The sequence below is a fragment of the Actinoplanes sp. NPDC026670 genome (assembly GCF_040638175.1).
Classification (GTDB): Bacteria; Actinomycetota; Actinomycetes; order Mycobacteriales; family Micromonosporaceae; genus Actinoplanes.
Genome location: NZ_JBEZXU010000002.1, coordinates 318,340 through 335,123 on the forward strand (window position 1 = coordinate 318,340; position 16,784 = coordinate 335,123).

17 protein-coding genes are annotated in these 16,784 nt (G+C 71.6%); 8 read left to right on the top strand and 9 right to left on the bottom strand.

The window, feature by feature from the left end; translation table 11 throughout:
- Window positions 1-126: 126 nt before the first annotated feature.
- Complete coding sequence (locus tag AB0E94_RS03270; protein WP_360321756.1) at window positions 127-858, bottom strand: hypothetical protein; 732 nt, start codon at window positions 856-858, stop codon at window positions 127-129.
- 158 nt (window positions 859-1,016) lie between these two features.
- Between AB0E94_RS03270 and AB0E94_RS03275 the strand changes: the two genes are divergently transcribed.
- Entirely contained in the window at window positions 1,017-2,543 is a 1,527-nt protein-coding gene (locus AB0E94_RS03275) for an FG-GAP-like repeat-containing protein (protein WP_360321759.1), read from the top strand.
- A 53-nt stretch (window positions 2,544-2,596) separates the two neighbouring features.
- Entirely contained in the window at window positions 2,597-3,757 is a 1,161-nt protein-coding gene (locus AB0E94_RS03280) for a hypothetical protein (RefSeq protein WP_360321762.1), read from the top strand.
- A 49-nt stretch (window positions 3,758-3,806) separates the two neighbouring features.
- Here the strand turns inward: AB0E94_RS03280 and AB0E94_RS03285 are convergent, their stop codons facing one another.
- Window positions 3,807-4,655, bottom strand: coding sequence for an RDD family protein (locus AB0E94_RS03285; RefSeq protein WP_360321764.1), 849 nt, complete (start codon window positions 4,653-4,655; stop codon window positions 3,807-3,809).
- Between the two features lie 23 nt (window positions 4,656-4,678).
- Between AB0E94_RS03285 and AB0E94_RS03290 the strand changes: the two genes are divergently transcribed.
- A complete protein-coding gene (locus AB0E94_RS03290) occupies window positions 4,679-5,641 on the top strand; it encodes a stage II sporulation protein M (RefSeq protein WP_360321767.1) in 963 nt (320 codons plus the stop codon).
- Here AB0E94_RS03290 and AB0E94_RS03295 read toward each other — a convergent pair.
- The 5 genes from AB0E94_RS03295 to AB0E94_RS03315 are packed head-to-tail and all read right to left on the bottom strand — an operon-like array spanning window position 5,608 to window position 10,622.
- Window positions 5,608-6,924 (bottom strand): DUF58 domain-containing protein, encoded by a 1,317-nt coding sequence (locus AB0E94_RS03295; protein WP_360321770.1) that lies wholly within the window; start codon window positions 6,922-6,924, stop codon window positions 5,608-5,610. The genes AB0E94_RS03290 and AB0E94_RS03295 overlap by 34 nt on opposite strands.
- Complete coding sequence (locus tag AB0E94_RS03300; RefSeq protein ID WP_360321773.1) at window positions 6,924-7,886, bottom strand: MoxR family ATPase; 963 nt, start codon at window positions 7,884-7,886, stop codon at window positions 6,924-6,926. Before AB0E94_RS03300 ends, AB0E94_RS03295 begins: the two co-directional genes overlap by 1 nt.
- Complete coding sequence (locus tag AB0E94_RS03305; RefSeq protein WP_360321776.1) at window positions 7,883-9,208, bottom strand: DUF4350 domain-containing protein; 1,326 nt, start codon at window positions 9,206-9,208, stop codon at window positions 7,883-7,885. Before AB0E94_RS03305 ends, AB0E94_RS03300 begins: the two co-directional genes overlap by 4 nt.
- Window positions 9,205-9,771, bottom strand: coding sequence for a DUF4129 domain-containing protein (locus tag AB0E94_RS03310; RefSeq protein WP_360321779.1), 567 nt, complete (start codon window positions 9,769-9,771; stop codon window positions 9,205-9,207). The genes AB0E94_RS03305 and AB0E94_RS03310 overlap by 4 nt, the downstream gene beginning before the upstream one ends.
- Entirely contained in the window at window positions 9,768-10,622 is an 855-nt protein-coding gene (locus AB0E94_RS03315) for a hypothetical protein (protein ID WP_360321782.1), read from the bottom strand. The genes AB0E94_RS03310 and AB0E94_RS03315 overlap by 4 nt, the downstream gene beginning before the upstream one ends.
- 49 nt (window positions 10,623-10,671) lie before the next feature.
- Between AB0E94_RS03315 and AB0E94_RS03320 the strand changes: the two genes are divergently transcribed.
- Window positions 10,672-11,565 (top strand): LLM class flavin-dependent oxidoreductase, encoded by an 894-nt coding sequence (locus AB0E94_RS03320; protein WP_360321785.1) that lies wholly within the window; start codon window positions 10,672-10,674, stop codon window positions 11,563-11,565.
- A 99-nt stretch (window positions 11,566-11,664) separates the two neighbouring features.
- Here AB0E94_RS03320 and AB0E94_RS03325 read toward each other — a convergent pair whose 3' ends face one another.
- Window positions 11,665-12,177, bottom strand: a complete 513-nt coding sequence (locus AB0E94_RS03325; protein ID WP_360321788.1) for an N-acetyltransferase — start codon at window positions 12,175-12,177, stop codon at window positions 11,665-11,667.
- Between the two features lie 183 nt (window positions 12,178-12,360).
- A complete protein-coding gene (locus tag AB0E94_RS03330; RefSeq protein ID WP_360321791.1) occupies window positions 12,361-13,950 on the bottom strand; it encodes a methyl-accepting chemotaxis protein in 1,590 nt (529 codons plus the stop codon).
- Between the two features lie 88 nt (window positions 13,951-14,038).
- Between AB0E94_RS03330 and AB0E94_RS03335 the strand changes: the two genes are divergently transcribed.
- The 4 genes from AB0E94_RS03335 to AB0E94_RS03350 are packed head-to-tail and all read left to right on the top strand — an operon-like array spanning window position 14,039 to window position 16,777.
- A complete protein-coding gene (locus AB0E94_RS03335) occupies window positions 14,039-14,407 on the top strand; it encodes a GntR family transcriptional regulator (RefSeq protein WP_360321794.1) in 369 nt (122 codons plus the stop codon).
- Window positions 14,404-15,270, top strand: a complete 867-nt coding sequence (locus AB0E94_RS03340; protein WP_360321797.1) for an ABC transporter ATP-binding protein — start codon at window positions 14,404-14,406, stop codon at window positions 15,268-15,270. Before AB0E94_RS03335 ends, AB0E94_RS03340 begins: the two co-directional genes overlap by 4 nt.
- Window positions 15,267-15,959 carry a hypothetical protein gene (locus tag AB0E94_RS03345; RefSeq protein ID WP_360321800.1) on the top strand — a complete coding sequence of 231 codons (693 nt, stop codon included), beginning with the start codon at window positions 15,267-15,269 and terminating at the stop codon, window positions 15,957-15,959. The genes AB0E94_RS03340 and AB0E94_RS03345 overlap by 4 nt, the downstream gene beginning before the upstream one ends.
- A complete protein-coding gene (locus AB0E94_RS03350) occupies window positions 15,956-16,777 on the top strand; it encodes a sugar nucleotide-binding protein (RefSeq protein ID WP_360321803.1) in 822 nt (273 codons plus the stop codon). Before AB0E94_RS03345 ends, AB0E94_RS03350 begins: the two co-directional genes overlap by 4 nt.
- Window positions 16,778-16,784: the final 7 nt, after the last annotated feature.

Below are 16,784 nucleotides of genomic sequence, written 5' to 3' on the forward strand. Positions count from 1 at the left end.
GTGACCGTGGACATTGATGTGCCGACGCGTGTACGCCGACAGTCGGGCGGGGCCGGTGAACCGGCCGAAGACTGCCACTATTGATGATTGTCGCTGATCTTGACCTGGCGTGACTTCTCCCGAACGTTAGTCCCCAAGCGCCGGCCCGCCTGGGCGTGTCGGCGGGGCCAGCGTAGCGGTATCGCACGGGAACTCCAGCGGGGCGGTAACGGCGAAGCCCCGGTCGAGGGCGGCTGTCAGGGCCCGGGACTGCCGGGAGGTCGTCCAGGTGATGGCCCATGCGCCGGTCAGGAGGAGGAAGTCGTTCAGGTCACGGTGTGCCTGCTCCAGCAGGGCGCGAAGAGCGGCTCGGGGGATGTCGACGTGTCGGCCATCGGTCTCTGCGTTCTGCCATAGGCGCAGGACGGGGCCGAGGTCCTGGATCGTCGGGGTGGGGTCGTGGCCCAGCCAGGGGGCGTCGCCGTCGGGCAGGGCCAGCCATTCGCGCCATGTCTCCAGGCCGCAGCAGCAGCCTGGGGTGATCGTCACCCCGGTGGTGCTGTCGTGGACCTGTAGGCCGCCGGAGACGATCAGATGCGGCGCGGCCAGCAGCCTGTCGACCGCTTGGCTGGGCCACTCTTCGGCGGGGTGGGTGGACGCGGCCACCGCCGCAATGAAGAGGGCCACCTCGGCGGGTGTGCGGGCGCCGTCCAGCGGGAGCCAGGACCAAGCCGGCAAGGAAGCCACCCGCCACGGTCCGGGACGGTCGGCGGGCTGTCGCACGGTGGGCCCGTCGGGGCCGTCGTCGAGCACCTCGCTGTTGGTGGACTCGGCTATGGCCCACGGATTCACTTCGATCACCGGGCGGATGGTCAGCATCTGCGTATTCAACAGTTGGGTGGTGGTGCCGGGAAACGGAATTCGGGGTTGGTGGTGGGGCTGCGGGTGTCCCTGGTGTGCTGGCTCGTCCGTGTATCGTGCGCAACGTCGAGATCGGATAGTGTCTATTTTTAGGCGCGTCGATGGATGGAGGTTTCATGCGGGGGATCTGGCGAACGCGACTGACCGGCGGAGCGGTGGCCGCCGTGTCGATCGCGGCGATGCTGTTCCCGGTTCCGGTCGGTGCTGTCGGTGGGACTGCTGTTGACGGTGCTGTCCACCCGTACCTGGCGAAGGTTTTGATCGGCGCCCCCGGCGTCGGTTTCTCCTGCACCGGCGCCCTGGTGAACACCCGGTGGGTGGTGACGGCGAAATCGTGCTTCGAAGCCGGTGGGCAGGCCGTCGTCGACGGTGCGCCGGTGGTGGCGACCACGGTGACCGTCGGCGGCACCGGGCGGAAAGCGACCCGGGTGGTGCCGCATCCGGGCCGTGACGTGGTGCTGGTCAAGCTCGCCACCTCGGCGGCCGGTGTCACCCCGGTCAAGGTGGCCACGACGGCGCCGGTCGCCGGGGAGACGTTGTCGGTCATCGGGTACGGGCGGACCGCCACCCAATGGGTGCCCGGTCAGGCGCATCTGGGCACCTTCACGGTGTCAGCCGTCAGCACGGCGGCTACCGGTATCGAACCGGCCACCGCAGGGCAGGCCGGGCCGTGCAAGGGTGACGCGGGCGGGCCGGGGCTGCGGGCGGTGGCCGGCCGGTTCGAGCTCGTCGCGATCACCGCCGCCGGTGGTCAGGGCGGCTGCCTCGGTGCGCCGGCCGACGCGACGGCCGGCGGCACCCAGACCCGGCTGGACGACATCGCCGGCTGGGTGGCGCAGACCGCCGCCGAGATCAAGCCGCGTGGTGACTTCAACGGTGACGGCAACCCGGACATCGCGGCGATCAACAACAACCGTGACCTGCTGCTGTTCCCCGGCGACGGCGCGGGCAAGCTGCCGTCGTACACCGCGATGTGGCCGACCGGTGGCGCGTGGAGCGGGTACAAGGGCATCGCCACGGGTGACTTCAACAACGACGGCAAGGCCGATGTGGCCGGGATCAACGCCAGCAACACGCTGCTGTTCTTCCCCGGGGACGGGGCCGGCAAGCTGCTCGGCTACACGGCGATGTGGCCGACCGCCGGGGCGTTCGCGAACTACAAGGCGATCACGGCCGGTGACTTCAACGGCGACGGTCATCTCGACCTGGCCGGGATCAACAACAACAACGACATGCTGTTCTTCCCCGGCAACGGGACGGGCAGGCTGACCACGTACGCGGCGATGTGGCCGACCGGTGGCGCGTTCGCCAACTACAAGGCGATCACGTCCGGGGATTTCAACGGTGACGGCCGGTTCGACATCGCGGCGATCAACAACAACAACGACATGCTGCTGTTCCCGGGTGACGGCGCGGGCAAGCTGCCGTCGTACACGGCGATGTGGCCGACCGGTGGGGCGTTCGCGGCCTACAAGGGCATCGCCGCGGGTGACTTCAACACCGACGGCAAGCTCGACCTCGCGGGCATCAACAACAACAACGACATGCTGTTCTTCCCAGGTAACGGCGCGGGCAGGCTGCTCGGCTACACGGCGATGTGGCCGGTCGGCGGCGCGTTCGCCAACTACCTGGCGATCGGCTGACCGGGCGGTGGGGCCGGTTTCGCGCCGGCCCCACCGTTCTACGCTGCCGTGTCATGAGCGCGGTCGGCATGTTCGTACAGCTGGTGGATCGGTCGGTGCAGCGGATCGCGGAGATCGTCGCGGACGGGCGGCGTTTCGATCGGCGGGAGGTCGCCCGTCTTGCTGACGTGTGGGACAACAACACGTCGCACTTCTTCGGGATGCTCGGGATCCGGAACCGGTGGCTGCGGGAACGGGCGGCGCGGGCCGGTCTGCGGTGGATGGGCTCGTTTCACCGGGACTGGATGGTCGAGGTCTGCGGCGAGCCGATGCGGCGGCTGGTGCCGGTGCCGGAGCGTCCGCTCTACTACCGCGACTCGGCGGGGCAGGTCTGCGCGAGTGTGCTCCCGGTAGCGGTGGCCGGGCTCGAAGACGACTACGACCTGGGGCGGGCGACGGCCCAGCTGGTGCAGATCGAGCGGGCCGGGAACGGATTCTCCGGTTCGGTACGGGTGCGGGCGGCGCGGGTGTTCGCGGACGGGGCTGGTGAGTTCCATCTGCAGATGCCGGTTTCCCGGGCGGTCTTCGACAGCAGGGACGCCGTCGGGCTGCGGCTGAGCGGTGGGGAGATCCGGATCGGCGGGGCGGGGCTGCTCTCCGGTGGGCCGGTGACGGTCTGGTTCGACGACCGGGAGTGGCACCTGTCGCGGGCCGCCCGTGCGGTCGAGGATCAGGTTGCTCCGTGGCGGCAGCGCAAACCGGACCGTGCGCCGGCGCGCCGGGCGGTGGGGGCGGCTTCGGCTGCGGCCTTGGAGTTTCGCGAGTCGATGCTGCACATCCGGCGGGTGCGGTTCTCCGGGCATGTCGGGCAGGTGGCGCTGGAACAGCTGGTGACACCGCTGGCCCGGGCCGGGACCCGGGCGTGGGAGGCGTCGCGGTTGCGGGGCGCCGACCGTGAAAGGGAGTTCGAGTCGATGGCCGGCTCGTGGGGTGCGATAGCGGATCTTCCGCGGGGTGAGGACCTGGTGCCCGACGGCGCGTGCCTGACGTTCGTGTCGTGCGGAGCCGGCCAGGACGGGGTGCGGGTGAACTTCGCCGAGCCGGCCGGCGGGCGGTGGCCGGTGCGTGCGGCGCGTCTGGACCGGCCGGGTGGGGTCGTCGTGAGCTGCGAGAAGGAGGTTCTCGAGATCGGCGGGCGGGCCGGGTCGGCTGGCGGGATGTCCGGGCGGGTGTGACTGCCTCTCGTGTGTGGCGGGTTCGGGTAGCCGTACCAAATAGATGGGGTTATCTGCGGGTGCCTGCCGGGAGTTGACCGAAGCCCGGAAGGACCCGCTGGGTGACCGCCCTGGTGGCGGCGAGCTGGACGGCGGAACGCCGGCGGCGTTCGGCGAGGACCGCGACCAGGAACAGCCATGGTGGGGTGCCGGACGGCGGGGGTGGGGTGACCTTGGCTTTGACTTCGGCGTGCAGGCTCTGGCCGAGGATGGACCGGTACGGTTCGGCGAAGTTGATCGAGCGGGCGGCGAACTGGCGGATCGCCTCGGCCAGGTCGTCGTCGACGGCTGACAGGTCGGCGTCGGCGGCCCACAGGGCCAGGCCGGCGGGCATGCCGGGGACCAGGTTCCAGGGGACCGGGCGGCGTTCGTGCACGACCAGCGTGCCGGCGGCCAGGTCGCCGAGGCGGCGGCCGCGCCGGGACGCGATCATGGTGGCCAGGCTGCCGGCCCAGGTGACCAGCGGCAGCAGCAGCCCGGGCCATTCGACGGCGAGGCCGACCAGGGCGCGGGTGAACGCGTGCCGGGCGCGGATCGGGCCGCCGTCCTCCCGGATCACCCGCAATCCCATGATCATTTTGCCGAAGCTGCGGCCGTTGGTGAGGGTCTCGGCGGTCGTGGGGTAGCCGACGGCGACGATCGCGATACCGATCAGGTAGGCGGTGTCCGGGCGCAGCAGATCGGCGTACGCCTCGGGCAGCATGTCGGTGACGATGTAGTACAGCGCGGTCAGGAAGCCGAAGACGATCGCCTGCATCAGGATGTCGAACATCAGGGCGATGGCGCGGGACCCGAGCCGGGCGGGGCGCACGTCGATCTCGACGGCTTCGGCGGTGGTGAGCACCCGGACAGTCAACACGATCGGCCCTCTACTCTGCGAGGGTGGATCTCGATGCGTACGTGGCCGAGCACGGTGGCGAATGGCGCCGGCTGGAGGTGCTGGCCGGGCGCCGCCGGCTGAATCCGGCTGAGGTCGACGAGATGGTGCTGCTGTATCAGCGGGCCGCGACCCACCTGTCGATCGTGCGCAGCCGCACCCCGGACGCGGTGGTGCTGGCCGACCTGTCGCGGCTGGTGCTGGCCGGGCGGGCGGCGATCAACCGCAGCGAGCGGATGTCGTGGCGGCCGGTCGCCGCGTTCTTCGCCGTGCGGCTGCCGGCCGCGTTGTACCGGACGCGCTGGTGGTGGCTGACCGTGATGGTGGTGATGGTCGGCGCGGCGTGGGGGCTGATCGAGTATGTGCAGCGGTATCCGGCCGTGCTGGAGCAGTGGTTCGGCGCGCACCCGGACGAGGCGCGGCTGGTTCAGGACTTCGTCGGCTACTACAGCGAGTACCGGGCGGAGACGTTCTTCAGCGCCGTGTTCGTGAACAATGCGATGCTGGCCGCCCAGTGCCTGGCCTCCGGGGTGCTGATCCTGCCGGTGTTCTATCTGCTGGCCACCAACCTGATCAGCATCGCGATGATGGGTGCGGCGATGTTCGACGCCGGGGCCGGCGACATCTATCTGACCTACATCGCCCCGCACGGTTTCCTGGAGCTGACCGCGATCTTCATCGGTGGCGGGGTGGGCCTGCGGATCGGCTGGTCGTGGATCGCGCCGGGGCCGGTGATGACCCGCCGGGAGTCGCTGGTGCACTGGGCGCGCGAAGGCATGATCGTCGCGGTGGGGCTGGTGTTCATCCTGCTGGTGTCCGGCATTCTGGAGGCCTATGTGACGCCGTCGCCGCTGCCCGCGGCGCTGCGGGTCGGGATCGGCGCGGTGCTGTGGCTGCTGTTCCTCGGCTACGCGCTGGTCTGGGGGCGGACGGCTCAGAGCCGTCCGGAGGCCTTCAGCAGCAGGTAGACGTCGGCGACCTGCCCGGCGAACGTGTCGGCGTCGGCGTCGACGACGGTCGCCCCGGAGTGGGCCAGCACGTCCCGGACCCGGTCACGGTCGGCGAGCACCCGCTGGGCGGCCGCGGCCCGGTGCACGTCGCCCGGCCCGGGCAGGTCGGGCAGTTCGGCCAGGCGGCTGACCAGCGGGTCACGGACGGCGGCGACGATCACCTTGTGCCGGGCGGTGAGTTTCGGCAGCAGGGGCAGCAGCCCGGCGATCATCGGGGCGGTGTCCAGCGCCGTGAAGATCACCAGCAGGGCGCGTTTGCGGTCGCGGCGCAGCATCTCCTGGCCGAGCAGGGTGAAGTCGGTTTCGGCGAGCTGCGGGTGCAGGCTGGCCATGGCGTCGATGAGCCGCGGCAGTTTGCTGCGGTGGCCGCCGCCTTCGACCCTGGTGCGGACCTTGGCGTCCAGGGCGAGCAGGTCGACCCGGTCGTCGGCGCGGGTGGCCAGCACCGACAGCAGCAGGGCGGCGTCGATCGAGGCGTCCAGGCGTGGGGCGTCACCGATCAGCGCGGCCGAGGTGCGGCCGGTGTCCAGGATGCAGAACACCCGCCTGTCGCGTTCCGGGCGCCAGGTGCGCACCACCACGTCGTGGGCGCGGGCGCTGGCCCGCCAGTCGATCGAGCGGACGTCGTCGCCGATCACGTATTCGCGTAGCGCGTCGAATTCGGTGCCGTGGCCGCGGCCGCGGGTGACGACGCTGCCGTCGACGACACGCAGGCGGGCCAGTTTTTCCGGCAGCACCCGCCGCGACGGGAATCTCGGCAGCACCCGCAGCGACCAGGCGGGGGTGTGGTGTTCGTTCCAGGTGCGGCGGCGCTGGCGGTAGGCCAGTCCGAGCGGGCCGGCCGAGCGCAGCGTGACCCGTACGGCCGGGCGGTCGCCGTGGCGGGTCGGGGTCAGGGTGGTGGTGACCGAGTGTTCGCTGCCCTCGCGCAGCACGGCGGTGTGGAACAGTGGGCCGGCGCCGGCGGACGGCACCCAGCTGTCGCGCAGGTGCAGCCGTACCGTGCGGTGTCCGGTGTTGGCGACGGTCAGGATGACCCGGGCGCTGCCGCCGAGCCAGACGGTCCGGTCGCCGTCGCGGCGCAGCCGCAGCCCGGCCAGCGAGCCGGCCATGCCCGCGTCGAGCAGGGCCAGCAGCAGCGCCCCGCCGAGGATCGCGGCCAGCGCGTACCACGGCTGTGGGGTGAGGGCGGTGAACGGCAGCCCGAGGGCGAGCAGGACCGCGAACCGGCGGGTGATCATCAGCGGGGTGCGGGCACGGCGGCCAGGACCGCGGCCAGCACACCTTCGACGGTGGCGCCGTCGAGTTCGGCGTCGGCGCGCAGCCGCACCCGGTGGCGCAGCGTCGGCACGGTGAACGCTTTCACGTCGTCGGGCAGCACGTAGTCGCGGCCGTGCAGCCACGCGTTGGCCTTGGCGACCGCCAGCAGGGCGGTCGCGCCGCGCGGGGACGCGCCGAGTTCCAGGGCCGGGGCGGTCCGGGTGGCCCGGCACAGGTCGACGATGTAGGCCAGCACCGGTTCGGCGACGGCGACGCGCTGCACGGCGTACCGGCCGGAGATCAGGTCGGCGGGCCCGGCCACCGCGGTGATGCCGACCGATTTCAGGTCGCGGGGGTCGAAGCCGTGGTGGTGGGCGCGCAGGATGTTGAGTTCCTCGTCGCGTTGCGGCAGCGGCACCGACAGTTTCAGCAGGAACCGGTCGAGTTGCGCTTCGGGCAGGGGGTAGGTGCCTTCGTACTCGATCGGGTTCTGGGTGGCGGCGACCAGGAACGGCTGCGGCAGCGGGCGGGGGCTGCCGTCGACGGTGACCTGGCGTTCCTCCATGGCTTCCAGCAGGGCGGCCTGGGTTTTCGGCGGGGTCCGGTTGATCTCGTCGGCGAGCAGCAGGTTGGTGAACACCGGCCCGGCCCGGAAGTTGAACGCGGCGCTGTGCGCGTCGTAGATCAGTGAGCCGGTGACGTCGCCGGGCATCAGGTCGGGGGTGAACTGGACGCGTTTGGTGTCCAGGTCCAGGGCTGTCGACAGGGCCCGGATGAGCAGTGTCTTGGCCACCCCGGGGACGCCTTCGAGCAGCACGTGGCCGCCGCAGAGCAGTGCGACAAGCACCCCGCCGACGACCGCGTCCTGGCCGACGACGGCTTTGCCGACCTCGGCGCGCAGCCGGCCCAGTGCTTCGCGGGCCTGGTGGGAATCGGGTGTCACGACTGCTCTCCTTCAACCGGTGGTGGGGTGGTGACGTCGCGGACCAGGCGTTGCAGCAGGGTGGCGGCCTCGACCAGGTCGGCGTTGCTGGCCGGTGCGTCGCCGTCGAGGATGTCGCGAACGTAGCGGACCGGCAGGCCGGCGTGGGTGGCGATCTGTTCGCTGTCGGCGTTCGGGGGCAGAGCGAGGTGGGTGGTGAGCCGGCGGCGGGCGTTGGCGCGCAGGATGTCCAGCGACGCCTGCCGGGCGCGGGCGCGCTGGTAGAGGCGGGCGTGGCCGAGCATGGTCTCGTTGGCGGGGACCTTGGACGGCAGCGGTTCGGCGACCGGCGTGCCGAGGCGCCGGGCTGCGGCGGCGGCCAGGGCGAGCAGGATCAGCGCGAGCAGGATCAGGGTGGCCAGCAGGGCCGGTGGCAGGCTCTGCAGCAGCGGGTCGTCGGGCAGGCCCCCGGTGCTCTGTCCTTCCCCTTCGCCTTCCCCCTGTCCCTGTCCCGGTCCGTTGCCCTGGCCGTTGCCGTTGCCCTGACCGTTGCCGGGGCCGCCGGGTTCACCGTCGCCGTTGTCCCACGGCTCGTAGGATTCGGTGCCGCCGGGTGTGGGGGTGAACGCCTCGGTGGGTTCGGTGGGACGGGTGGGAGGCGTGGTCGGTGCGGGGCTCGGCCTGTCGCGTTCGTGCACGTCGAGCCAGATCACCTGGTCGTGCCGGTCGAGCAGCCCGACGGCGAGGGCGGCGTTGCCGTGTTCGGCGATCCGGTCGTCGCGGAACGGGTCGGGGGAGCCGACCACGGTGACGGTGTACTGGTTGACCGGGAACGTGGCGACCGCGCCGTTGTAGCAGACACCGCCGCGGGTGACGACGTACTCGGTTTTGCGGACGGCGGCCGGCCCGGCGGCGACGGCGATCTGGTCGCCGCAGATCGGGTCGGCGACGCCGGTGTTCCAGTAGGTGCGGCTGACCTCGGCGGGCCAGCCGCTGCGCAGCAGGGCCGACGCGGACGGGTTGACCGCGATCAGGTGGCTGCCGGCCGGCAGGGTCCGCAGGCGGGTCAGGTCGGCCAGGTCGGGGGTGGTGACGAAGACGGTGACCGGGGTGCCGCTGAGCAGGTCGACGGCTTCCGCTGTGGTGGCGGCCCGGTCGATGGTGATGCCGCGGGCGCGCAGCCGTTCGGCGAGGGTGCCGCCGCTGATGCCGTGGACCTGCTGCGGGGCCAGGTAGTCCGGGTCGTCGTCGTCCGGGGTTTCGACGGCGTGCACGATCAGGGTGCCGGTGATCAGGGCGGTCAGGGCGGCGAACGGGATCGCGGCGCGCATCCAGCGTCTCATCGCGGGCCTCCGAGGCCGTCGCGGATCTCGGCGGTCAGGTGGCGCATCCGTTCGTCCTCGGGCGGGCCGGCGGGGCGATGGCCGTACCAGACCTCGGAGAACAGGCCGGTGGCGCCGTCGAGGGCGGGGCTGACGGCGGGTCGGCCGGCGCTCGCCGCGGTGGCCAGTTCGGCGGCGGTGTCGCCCGGCTCGGGAGTGAGCAGCCCGGCGCGGGTCAGGTCGGCGACGGTGTCACGCAGCCGTTCGCGGATGGCTTCGGCGTAGCGGCCCTCGGCGGCGAGCCGGTCGGCAAGCGACCCGCGGGCCGCGGCAGGTGTCGTGTCGGCTTTGGCGCGCCGGGTGGGGCGGGTGGCCGGCTCGGTGCCGTGCTTGGCCTTGCGGCGGCGGCGTTTCGGCAGGCTGAACCGCGGGAACCGCAGCCGCGGCAGCCGCCGCGGGATCCACGCCGGGAACCAGTACCAGCCGGCGGCGATCAGCGCGGTGACCACCAGCAGCGCCAGCAGCAGCACGGCCGGCGGGATGATCGTGAAGATGTCGCCGACGAAGTCGTCGTAGCCTCTCACCGGCGCACCACCAGGGCGGCCGCCGGGTCCCGGCCGAGGCTGCGGGCCCGGCTGACCGAGATGTCCAGGCCCTCGGTGCGGACCCGGATCTCCAGCAGCAGCACCGCGTCCAGGCAGGCCAGTGCGGCGTAGGCGACGGCGTTGGCCATCGCCCAGGCGACCGGGACCGCCCAGTCGAGCCACCATGTCCAGCCGGCGACCGAGGTGACCGTGCTCGCCGCGATGACCCAGCCGCTGCCGAGGGCCAGCCGGATCGCCAGCCACACCAGGTAGCCGAGCAGCCGCAGCAGCGCTCCGCGCATGCCGCCGCGGGTGGCGCGGCCGACGGCGCGGCCCATCGCGGTGAACGGGTTGGCGGTGCGGTCCACGGTCAGCACCACGGTCGCCAGCCCGGCCAGCCCGTAGACGAAGATCACACCGAGGAATCCGGCGATCGCGGCGCCGAAGGTGAGCGCGGCCAGCGTCACGGCCAGCAGCAGCGCGGGCAGCGGCCGGACCCGGGCGAACAGCTCCCGGTTGCCGATGCGGCGCCCGAGCAGGGCCGGGCCGGCGGCGGCGCCGGCGACCGCGCCGAGCATCGCGATGATGAACGCCTCGCTGGCCAGGCCGGCCGCGACCACCGGCACCCAGTCGATGTCCTCGGAGTTGATCCGCCAGTAGTAGAGCGGCGGGTTCAGCGCGGCGAACGTGCGCAGCTGCGCCAGCATCAGCTGCTCCACGGCGGCCAGCGTCAGCGACAGGGCGAGCAGCGGCGCGGCGTGCCGGCGCAACAGCGCGACCGCCGCGTCCAGGATCTCACCCGCGGTCATCGCCCGCAGGGGGATGACCGCCGTCTCCCCGTCCACCCGCATGGCGGGCATCCTAAGTTAACCGGGCATCAGGTCCTGCGTCCGGTCTGGCATGGTTGCCGGCATGCGACTCTCGATCTGGCCCAGCGCCGCCCAGCCGTACTCGGAAATCCTCGATGTGGCCGCCCATGCGGCCGGCACCGGCTGGGACGGTGTGTGGATCGCTGACCACTTCATGGCCAACAAGCCGGTCGGTGAGCCGGTGGACCTGCCGGTGCTGGAGGCGGGTTCGCTGGTGGCGGCGCTGGGTGCGGCGGTGCCGCGGGTGCGTGTCGGCACGCTGGTGTACGGCAACACCTACCGGCATCCGGCGGTGGTGGCCAACATGGCCGCGACTGTCGACCACATCACCGGTGGCCGGTTCGTGCTGGGTGTCGGTGCGGGCTGGCAGGTCAACGAGCACGCGCAGTACGGCATCGGCCTGCCGCCGGTCCGGCAGCTGCTGGACCGGTTCGTCGAAGCCTTGCAGGTGATGCGCGGGCTGCTGCGTACTCCGGTGACCGATTTTCAGGGCGAGCACTACCAGCTGACCGGTGCGACCTGCGATCCGAAACCGGTCCAGGACCCGCTGCCGATCCTGATCGGCGCCAAGGGCGAGAAGCGGATGCTGAAAGTCGTCGCCGAGTACGCCGACGAGTGGAACGCGTGGGGCCTGCCGGAGGTGATCGCCCACAAGTCGGCGGTGCTGGACGGGCACTGCGCGACGGTGGGCCGCGACCCGAAGGCGGTCAAACGGACCGCGCAGGCGCTGGTGGTGGTCGACGGTCCGGTGCCGGCGGATCTGGGGGCGCCGGTCTTCGGTGGTTCGCCGTCGGCGATCGCGGCGACCGTGGAAGGCTATCGCGAGCTGGGCCTCGACGAGTTGATCATCCCGGACGGGTTGCTCGGCACGGGTGCCGGGAAGTTGAAGGCCCTCGACACGATTCTGGCGATCGTCAAACCTTGAAACTCCTTTTTTCGGTACGGCTACGCAGGGTCGCGTGGCTACCCCGCGAGCTGATCCGGTGCCTGGGGCCGAAACGCGGCCGCCGGGCTGATGCGGGGGTCAGATGCCGAAGGCGGATGCCCAGCGGATCGTTCCGGTGGGGGTGGGGCGGGCTGGGTCGAGGGCCAGGGTCATCAACGCCTCGTCGGGGACCTCGATGGGGGCGGTGATCCCGGCGGCCGACGCCCGGGTGAAGCCGAACCGCGGGTAGTAGCCGGCGTGTCCCAGGACCACGACCAGGTTCTCCTGGTTGCGGGTGCGGGCGGCGGCCAGGACGGCGCGGATCGCGGCGCTTCCGGCTCCGGTGCGCTGGGCGGCGGGCAGGACCGCGCACGGGGCCAGGGCCAGGGCGGGTTCGCCGTCGATGTGGCAGCGGGTGAGCAGGGCGTGCCCGGCCGGGGTGCCGCCGGGGTCGACGGCGAGCATGGACAGGCCGTCGATCCAGGCGGCGGGGTCGGTGCGTAACGCGTCGACCAGGTGGGCTTCGTCGGCGGTGGGGAACGCGGCGGCGACGATGCCGTGGATCGCCGGGATGTCCGCGGCGGTTTCGGGGCGGGTGGTCCAGGTCGTCAACGTGGTGTCCGTTCGAGCGCGGTGGGCGGACCCGGAGTCTACAAAAGGGGCCGTCCTGCGCCCGAAAGACGCGTGGGGACGGCCACGGTTGCCGGCGTGCCCGTACCGGATGATGGTCTTTGATCGTGAAACGCGTCGTGGCCGGCGCCCGCGAAGGCGCCGGCCACGACGGTGCTGTCGTTGTCAGAACCGGAAGCGTGACACCAGGGCCTTGAGGTCGCCGGTGACCTGGCCGAGTTCGCCGACGGCGCGCTGGGACTGGTTGACCAGTTCGGTGGTGTCGCGGGCGACGGTGGCGACGGTGCCGATGTTGGCGGCGATGGTGCTGGAGCCGCTGGCGGCCTCGCCGACGCTGCGGTTGATCTCCTGGGTGGTCGCGGTCTGCTCCTCGACGGCGGAGGCGATGGTGGTCTGGTAGTCGTTGATCTGCTCGATGACCTCGGCGACCTCGGTGATGGCGTGCACGGCGCCGGCGGTGTCGGCCTGGATGGCCTGGACGCGGCGGGCGATGTCCTCGGTGGCGCGGGCGGTCTCCTGGGCCAGGTCCTTGACCTCGCCGGCGACGACGGCGAAGCCTTTGCCCATCTCGCCGGCGCGGGCGGCTTCGATGGTGGCGTTGAGGGCGAGCAGGTTGGTCTGTTCGGCGATGCTGGTGATCGCTTTGACGACGTCGCCGATCTCGCGGCTGGATTCGCCGAGGCGCGACACGCTGGCGGTGGTGGTCTGCACGGCGGCGACCGCGCGGGAGGCGACGGTGGCGGCCTCGGCGGCGCTGGTGGAGATCTCGCGGATGGAGGCGCCCATCTCCTCGCTGCCGGCGGCGACGGTGTGCACGTTGCGCGACACCTCGTCGGCGGAGGCGGCCACGACGTCGGCCTGGCGGGAGGATTCCTTGGCGCCGTCGGCGAGCTGGGTGGTCAGCCGGCCCATGTGCTCGCTGGCCGTCGACAGGGTGTCGGTGCCGGCGGCGATGCTGCTCAGGGCGGTGCCGATGGACTGCAGGGCGGCGTTCATCGAGGTGCTCATCCGGCCGACCTCGTCGGCGGAGTGCACGTCGAGGCGTTTGGTGAGGTCGCCGTCGGCAACGGCGGCGAGCACGTCGACGGCTTCGCCGAGGGGCCGGGTGATGGTACGGGTGACCCACCAGGCGACCGCGGCGGCGAGCACGACGGCGGCGGCCAGCAGCACGATCATCAGGATCTTGAAGTTCTCGGCGGTGCTGCGGGCGGTGGCGGTCTCGCCCTGGTTCATCGCCTCTTCCAGGTCGATGAGCACGTTGATCGACTTCAGCCAGGCGCTGAAGGCCGGTTTGGCCTCGTTGAGCAGGGCGATGGCCTGCGCGGTGTTGCCGGCTTCGCGCAGGGCGGTGACCTGCTCGACCATCGGGTTGGTCTTGGCCTGGATCTCGTTGATGCCGTCGAAGGCCTTCTTCTCGTCGGCGCTGACCAGGCTGTCGTCGGCGAAGATCTTGTTCATCTTCGTCTCGGACTCGGCGTACTTGGCGGCGAGGGCGGCGATCTCGTCCTTGGCCTTGGCCACGCCCGCGTCGTCGACGGAGTAGACCAGGTCACGCAGGGAGATGGCCCGGTCGTGGACGCTGCCGCGGAAGTTGATCGCGTAGCGCTGTTTGACGGCGTTCTGGTCGTTGATGATGCTGAGCTCGTTGTTGATCTTGTTTACCTGGACCACGCCGACGACCACCAGCGCGACCATGGCGAGCACAACGGCGCCGAATCCGGCACCCAGCCGCATTCCGATGGTCAAGTTCTTCATGCCCCTCATTCGGCATGTTCGGGCCGTGAATTAAGCTTCCGCATGTTCTATGGTTAGTTGGTTGACCGAAGAACCAGGGAGCCTTGGGGTGTTCGACGACCGGAGCCCGATCTACCGGCAGATCGCCGACCAGATCAAGGACGACGTGCTGCGCGGGGTGCTGGCCGCCGACGACCAGGTGATGTCGACCAATCAGTACGCCGCCTACTACCGCATCAACCCGGCGACCGCCGCCCGAGCGTTCCAGCAGCTCGTCGACGAGGGCGTGATCTACAAGCGCCGTGGTGTGGGCATGTTCGTGCACGCCGGCGCACGCGAGCAGATCCGCACGTCCCGGCGGGAGCGGTTCTTCGCCGAGGTGCTCGAGCCGATGGCCGCCGAGGCCCGGGCTCTGGGCGTCCCGGTCGCCGACATCGTGGCCCGCCTTCATCAGCTCATCCCGGGAGACAGCCGATGATCAGCACCAGTGCCCTGCAGGTCCGGTTCGGTGACACCACCGCCCTGCATCCCCTCGACCTCGACCTGAGCGCCGGGCGCATCTACGGCCTGCTGGGCCGCAACGGCGCCGGCAAGACCACCCTGCTGTCCGCCCTGGCGGGATTTCGCAAACCCTCCGGCGGTACGGCCACGCTGGCCGGCCTGCCGATCTTCGAAAACCTGCGCGCCACCAGCCGGATCTGCCTGATCCGCGACGACGGCGTCCCCGGCGATCCCACCGACAGCCTGCGCGACATCCTGGCGATGGCCGCGATCCTGCGCCCCGGTTTCGACACCCGCTATGCCGCCGAGCTGATGGACCGGTTCGCGCTGCCGCGCAAGCGCACCCTGCGCACGCTGTCGCGGGGGCAGCGCTCGGCGTTCGGGATCGTGGTGGGCCTGGCGTCGCGGGCGGATCTGACCATGTTCGACGAGGCCCACCTGGGCATGGACGCGCCCGGCCGGCAGCTGTTCCACGACGAGCTGCTGCGCGACTACGTGGCCCATCCCCGCACGGTGATCCTGTCCACGCATCTGATCGAGGAGCAGAGCCCGCTGTTCGAGCAGGTGCTGATCCTGCACGAGGGCCGGCTGCTGCTGCGCGCCGACGTCGACGAGCTGCGCTCGCGGGGTGTGTCGGTGACCGGGCCGCACGCCGTGGTCGACGATTTCGTGTTCGGGCTGACCGTGCTGGCGCAGCGGCAGCTGGGCCCGACCAAGGAGGTGACCGTGTTCGGTGACCTCGACGACGAGCGGCGCTCGCTGGCCGGCCGGTACGGGCTGCAGCTGGGCCCGGTGGCGTTGCAGGACCTGTTCATCCACCTGACCGGAGGTGCCGCGTGAGCCGCTGGCCGATCCTGCGTTTCCTGACCACGGAGCACCTGGTGTTCCTGTTGCTGTTCCTGGCCGGTGGTTATCTGCTGGCCGTGCTGGTGGTGCCGGTGTTCGCGCTGTGGCGGCCGGTCACCCTGTCGGCGGTGGACATCGCCGGGCAGGTGGTGTTCTGGCTGGCCGCCGGTTACGGCTACGGCGCGGCGGGGCTGCTGTCCACGGTGGTGGCGCACGGCCGTACCCGGCGCGAGTTCGCCGTCCAGTACCCGGTGTTCCAGCTGGTGACCGCGGTGGTGCTGGCCGGCCTGATCACCGGCGTGTATGCGGGTGAGGCGGCCCTGTACCGGGCGGCCGGCTGGACCCGCAACCTCCAGGACCAGCGGATCTTCGGCAGTGGCGACTACCCGCTGATCTTCGTGGCGTATCTGTGCATGCTGGCGCTGTGCCTGGTGGCCGGGGCGTTCACCGCGACCGGTTTCTACCGGTGGGAGAGCGGCGGGGTGCTGGTGCTGCTGCCGGCGGCGCTGCTGCTGACCGGCGGCGGGACGATGACCGGCTTCTTCGACCTGCCGCTGGTCGACCCGGGCGTGTCCGGGGCGCCGGGCGTGCTGGCGGTGACGGCCGCCGCGGTGGCCGGCGGCGCGGTCCTGTTGTGGCTCAGCGTCCGCGACGTCTCCCTGCGCACTAGGGTGTCGGCATGATCGGACGGCTGCTCGTCACCGGTGGCACCGGCTCGCTGGGCCGGCGGGTGATGGCCCGGGCCGCCGCCGCGGGCTGGGATCCGGTCGGCACCTTTGTGTCGGCGGGCGCGCCGACGGCCACGGTGCGCCTGGACATCCGTGACCCGGCCGACGTGCGCCGGGTGATCGCGCAGGTGGCGCCGGACGCGATCGTGCACACCGCGGCCGGCCGGGACCGCAACGACTGGCCGGCCACCGCCGACGGCGCGGCGCACGTCGCGCTGGCCGCGGCCGGGATCCGGCTGGTGCACGTGTCCAGTGACGCGATCTTCTCCGGCCGGCTGGGGGAGTACGACGAGGACGCGCTGCCCGATCCGGTGTACGCCTACGGGGCGGCCAAGGCGGCCGCCGAGACCGCGGTGCGGGCCATCGATCCGGGTGCGGCGGTCGTGCGTACCTCGCTGATCCTGGGCGACGGCCGTGGCGCGCACGAGGTCCTCACCCACGACCTGATCGCCGGGCGGGTGCGGGGCGCGCTGTTCACCGACGAGGTGCGCAAGCCGGTGCACGTCGACGACCTGGCCGACGCGCTGCTGGAGCTGGCGGCCGGCGATCACGCCGGGGTGCTGAACGTGGCCGGCGCCGACGCGATCAGCCGCTACGAGCTGGGGGTGCTGGTGGCGCGCCGGGACGGGCTGGATCCGGCGCTGATCCCGGCGGCCAGCCTGGCCGCGCTGGGGCTGTCGCGGCCGCCGGATCTGCGGCTGACGACCACCCGGGCGGCCAAGCTGCTGTCGACGCGGCTGCGCGGGGCCACGGAATTCGTTCGCCCGTCGTGAGCGTGGG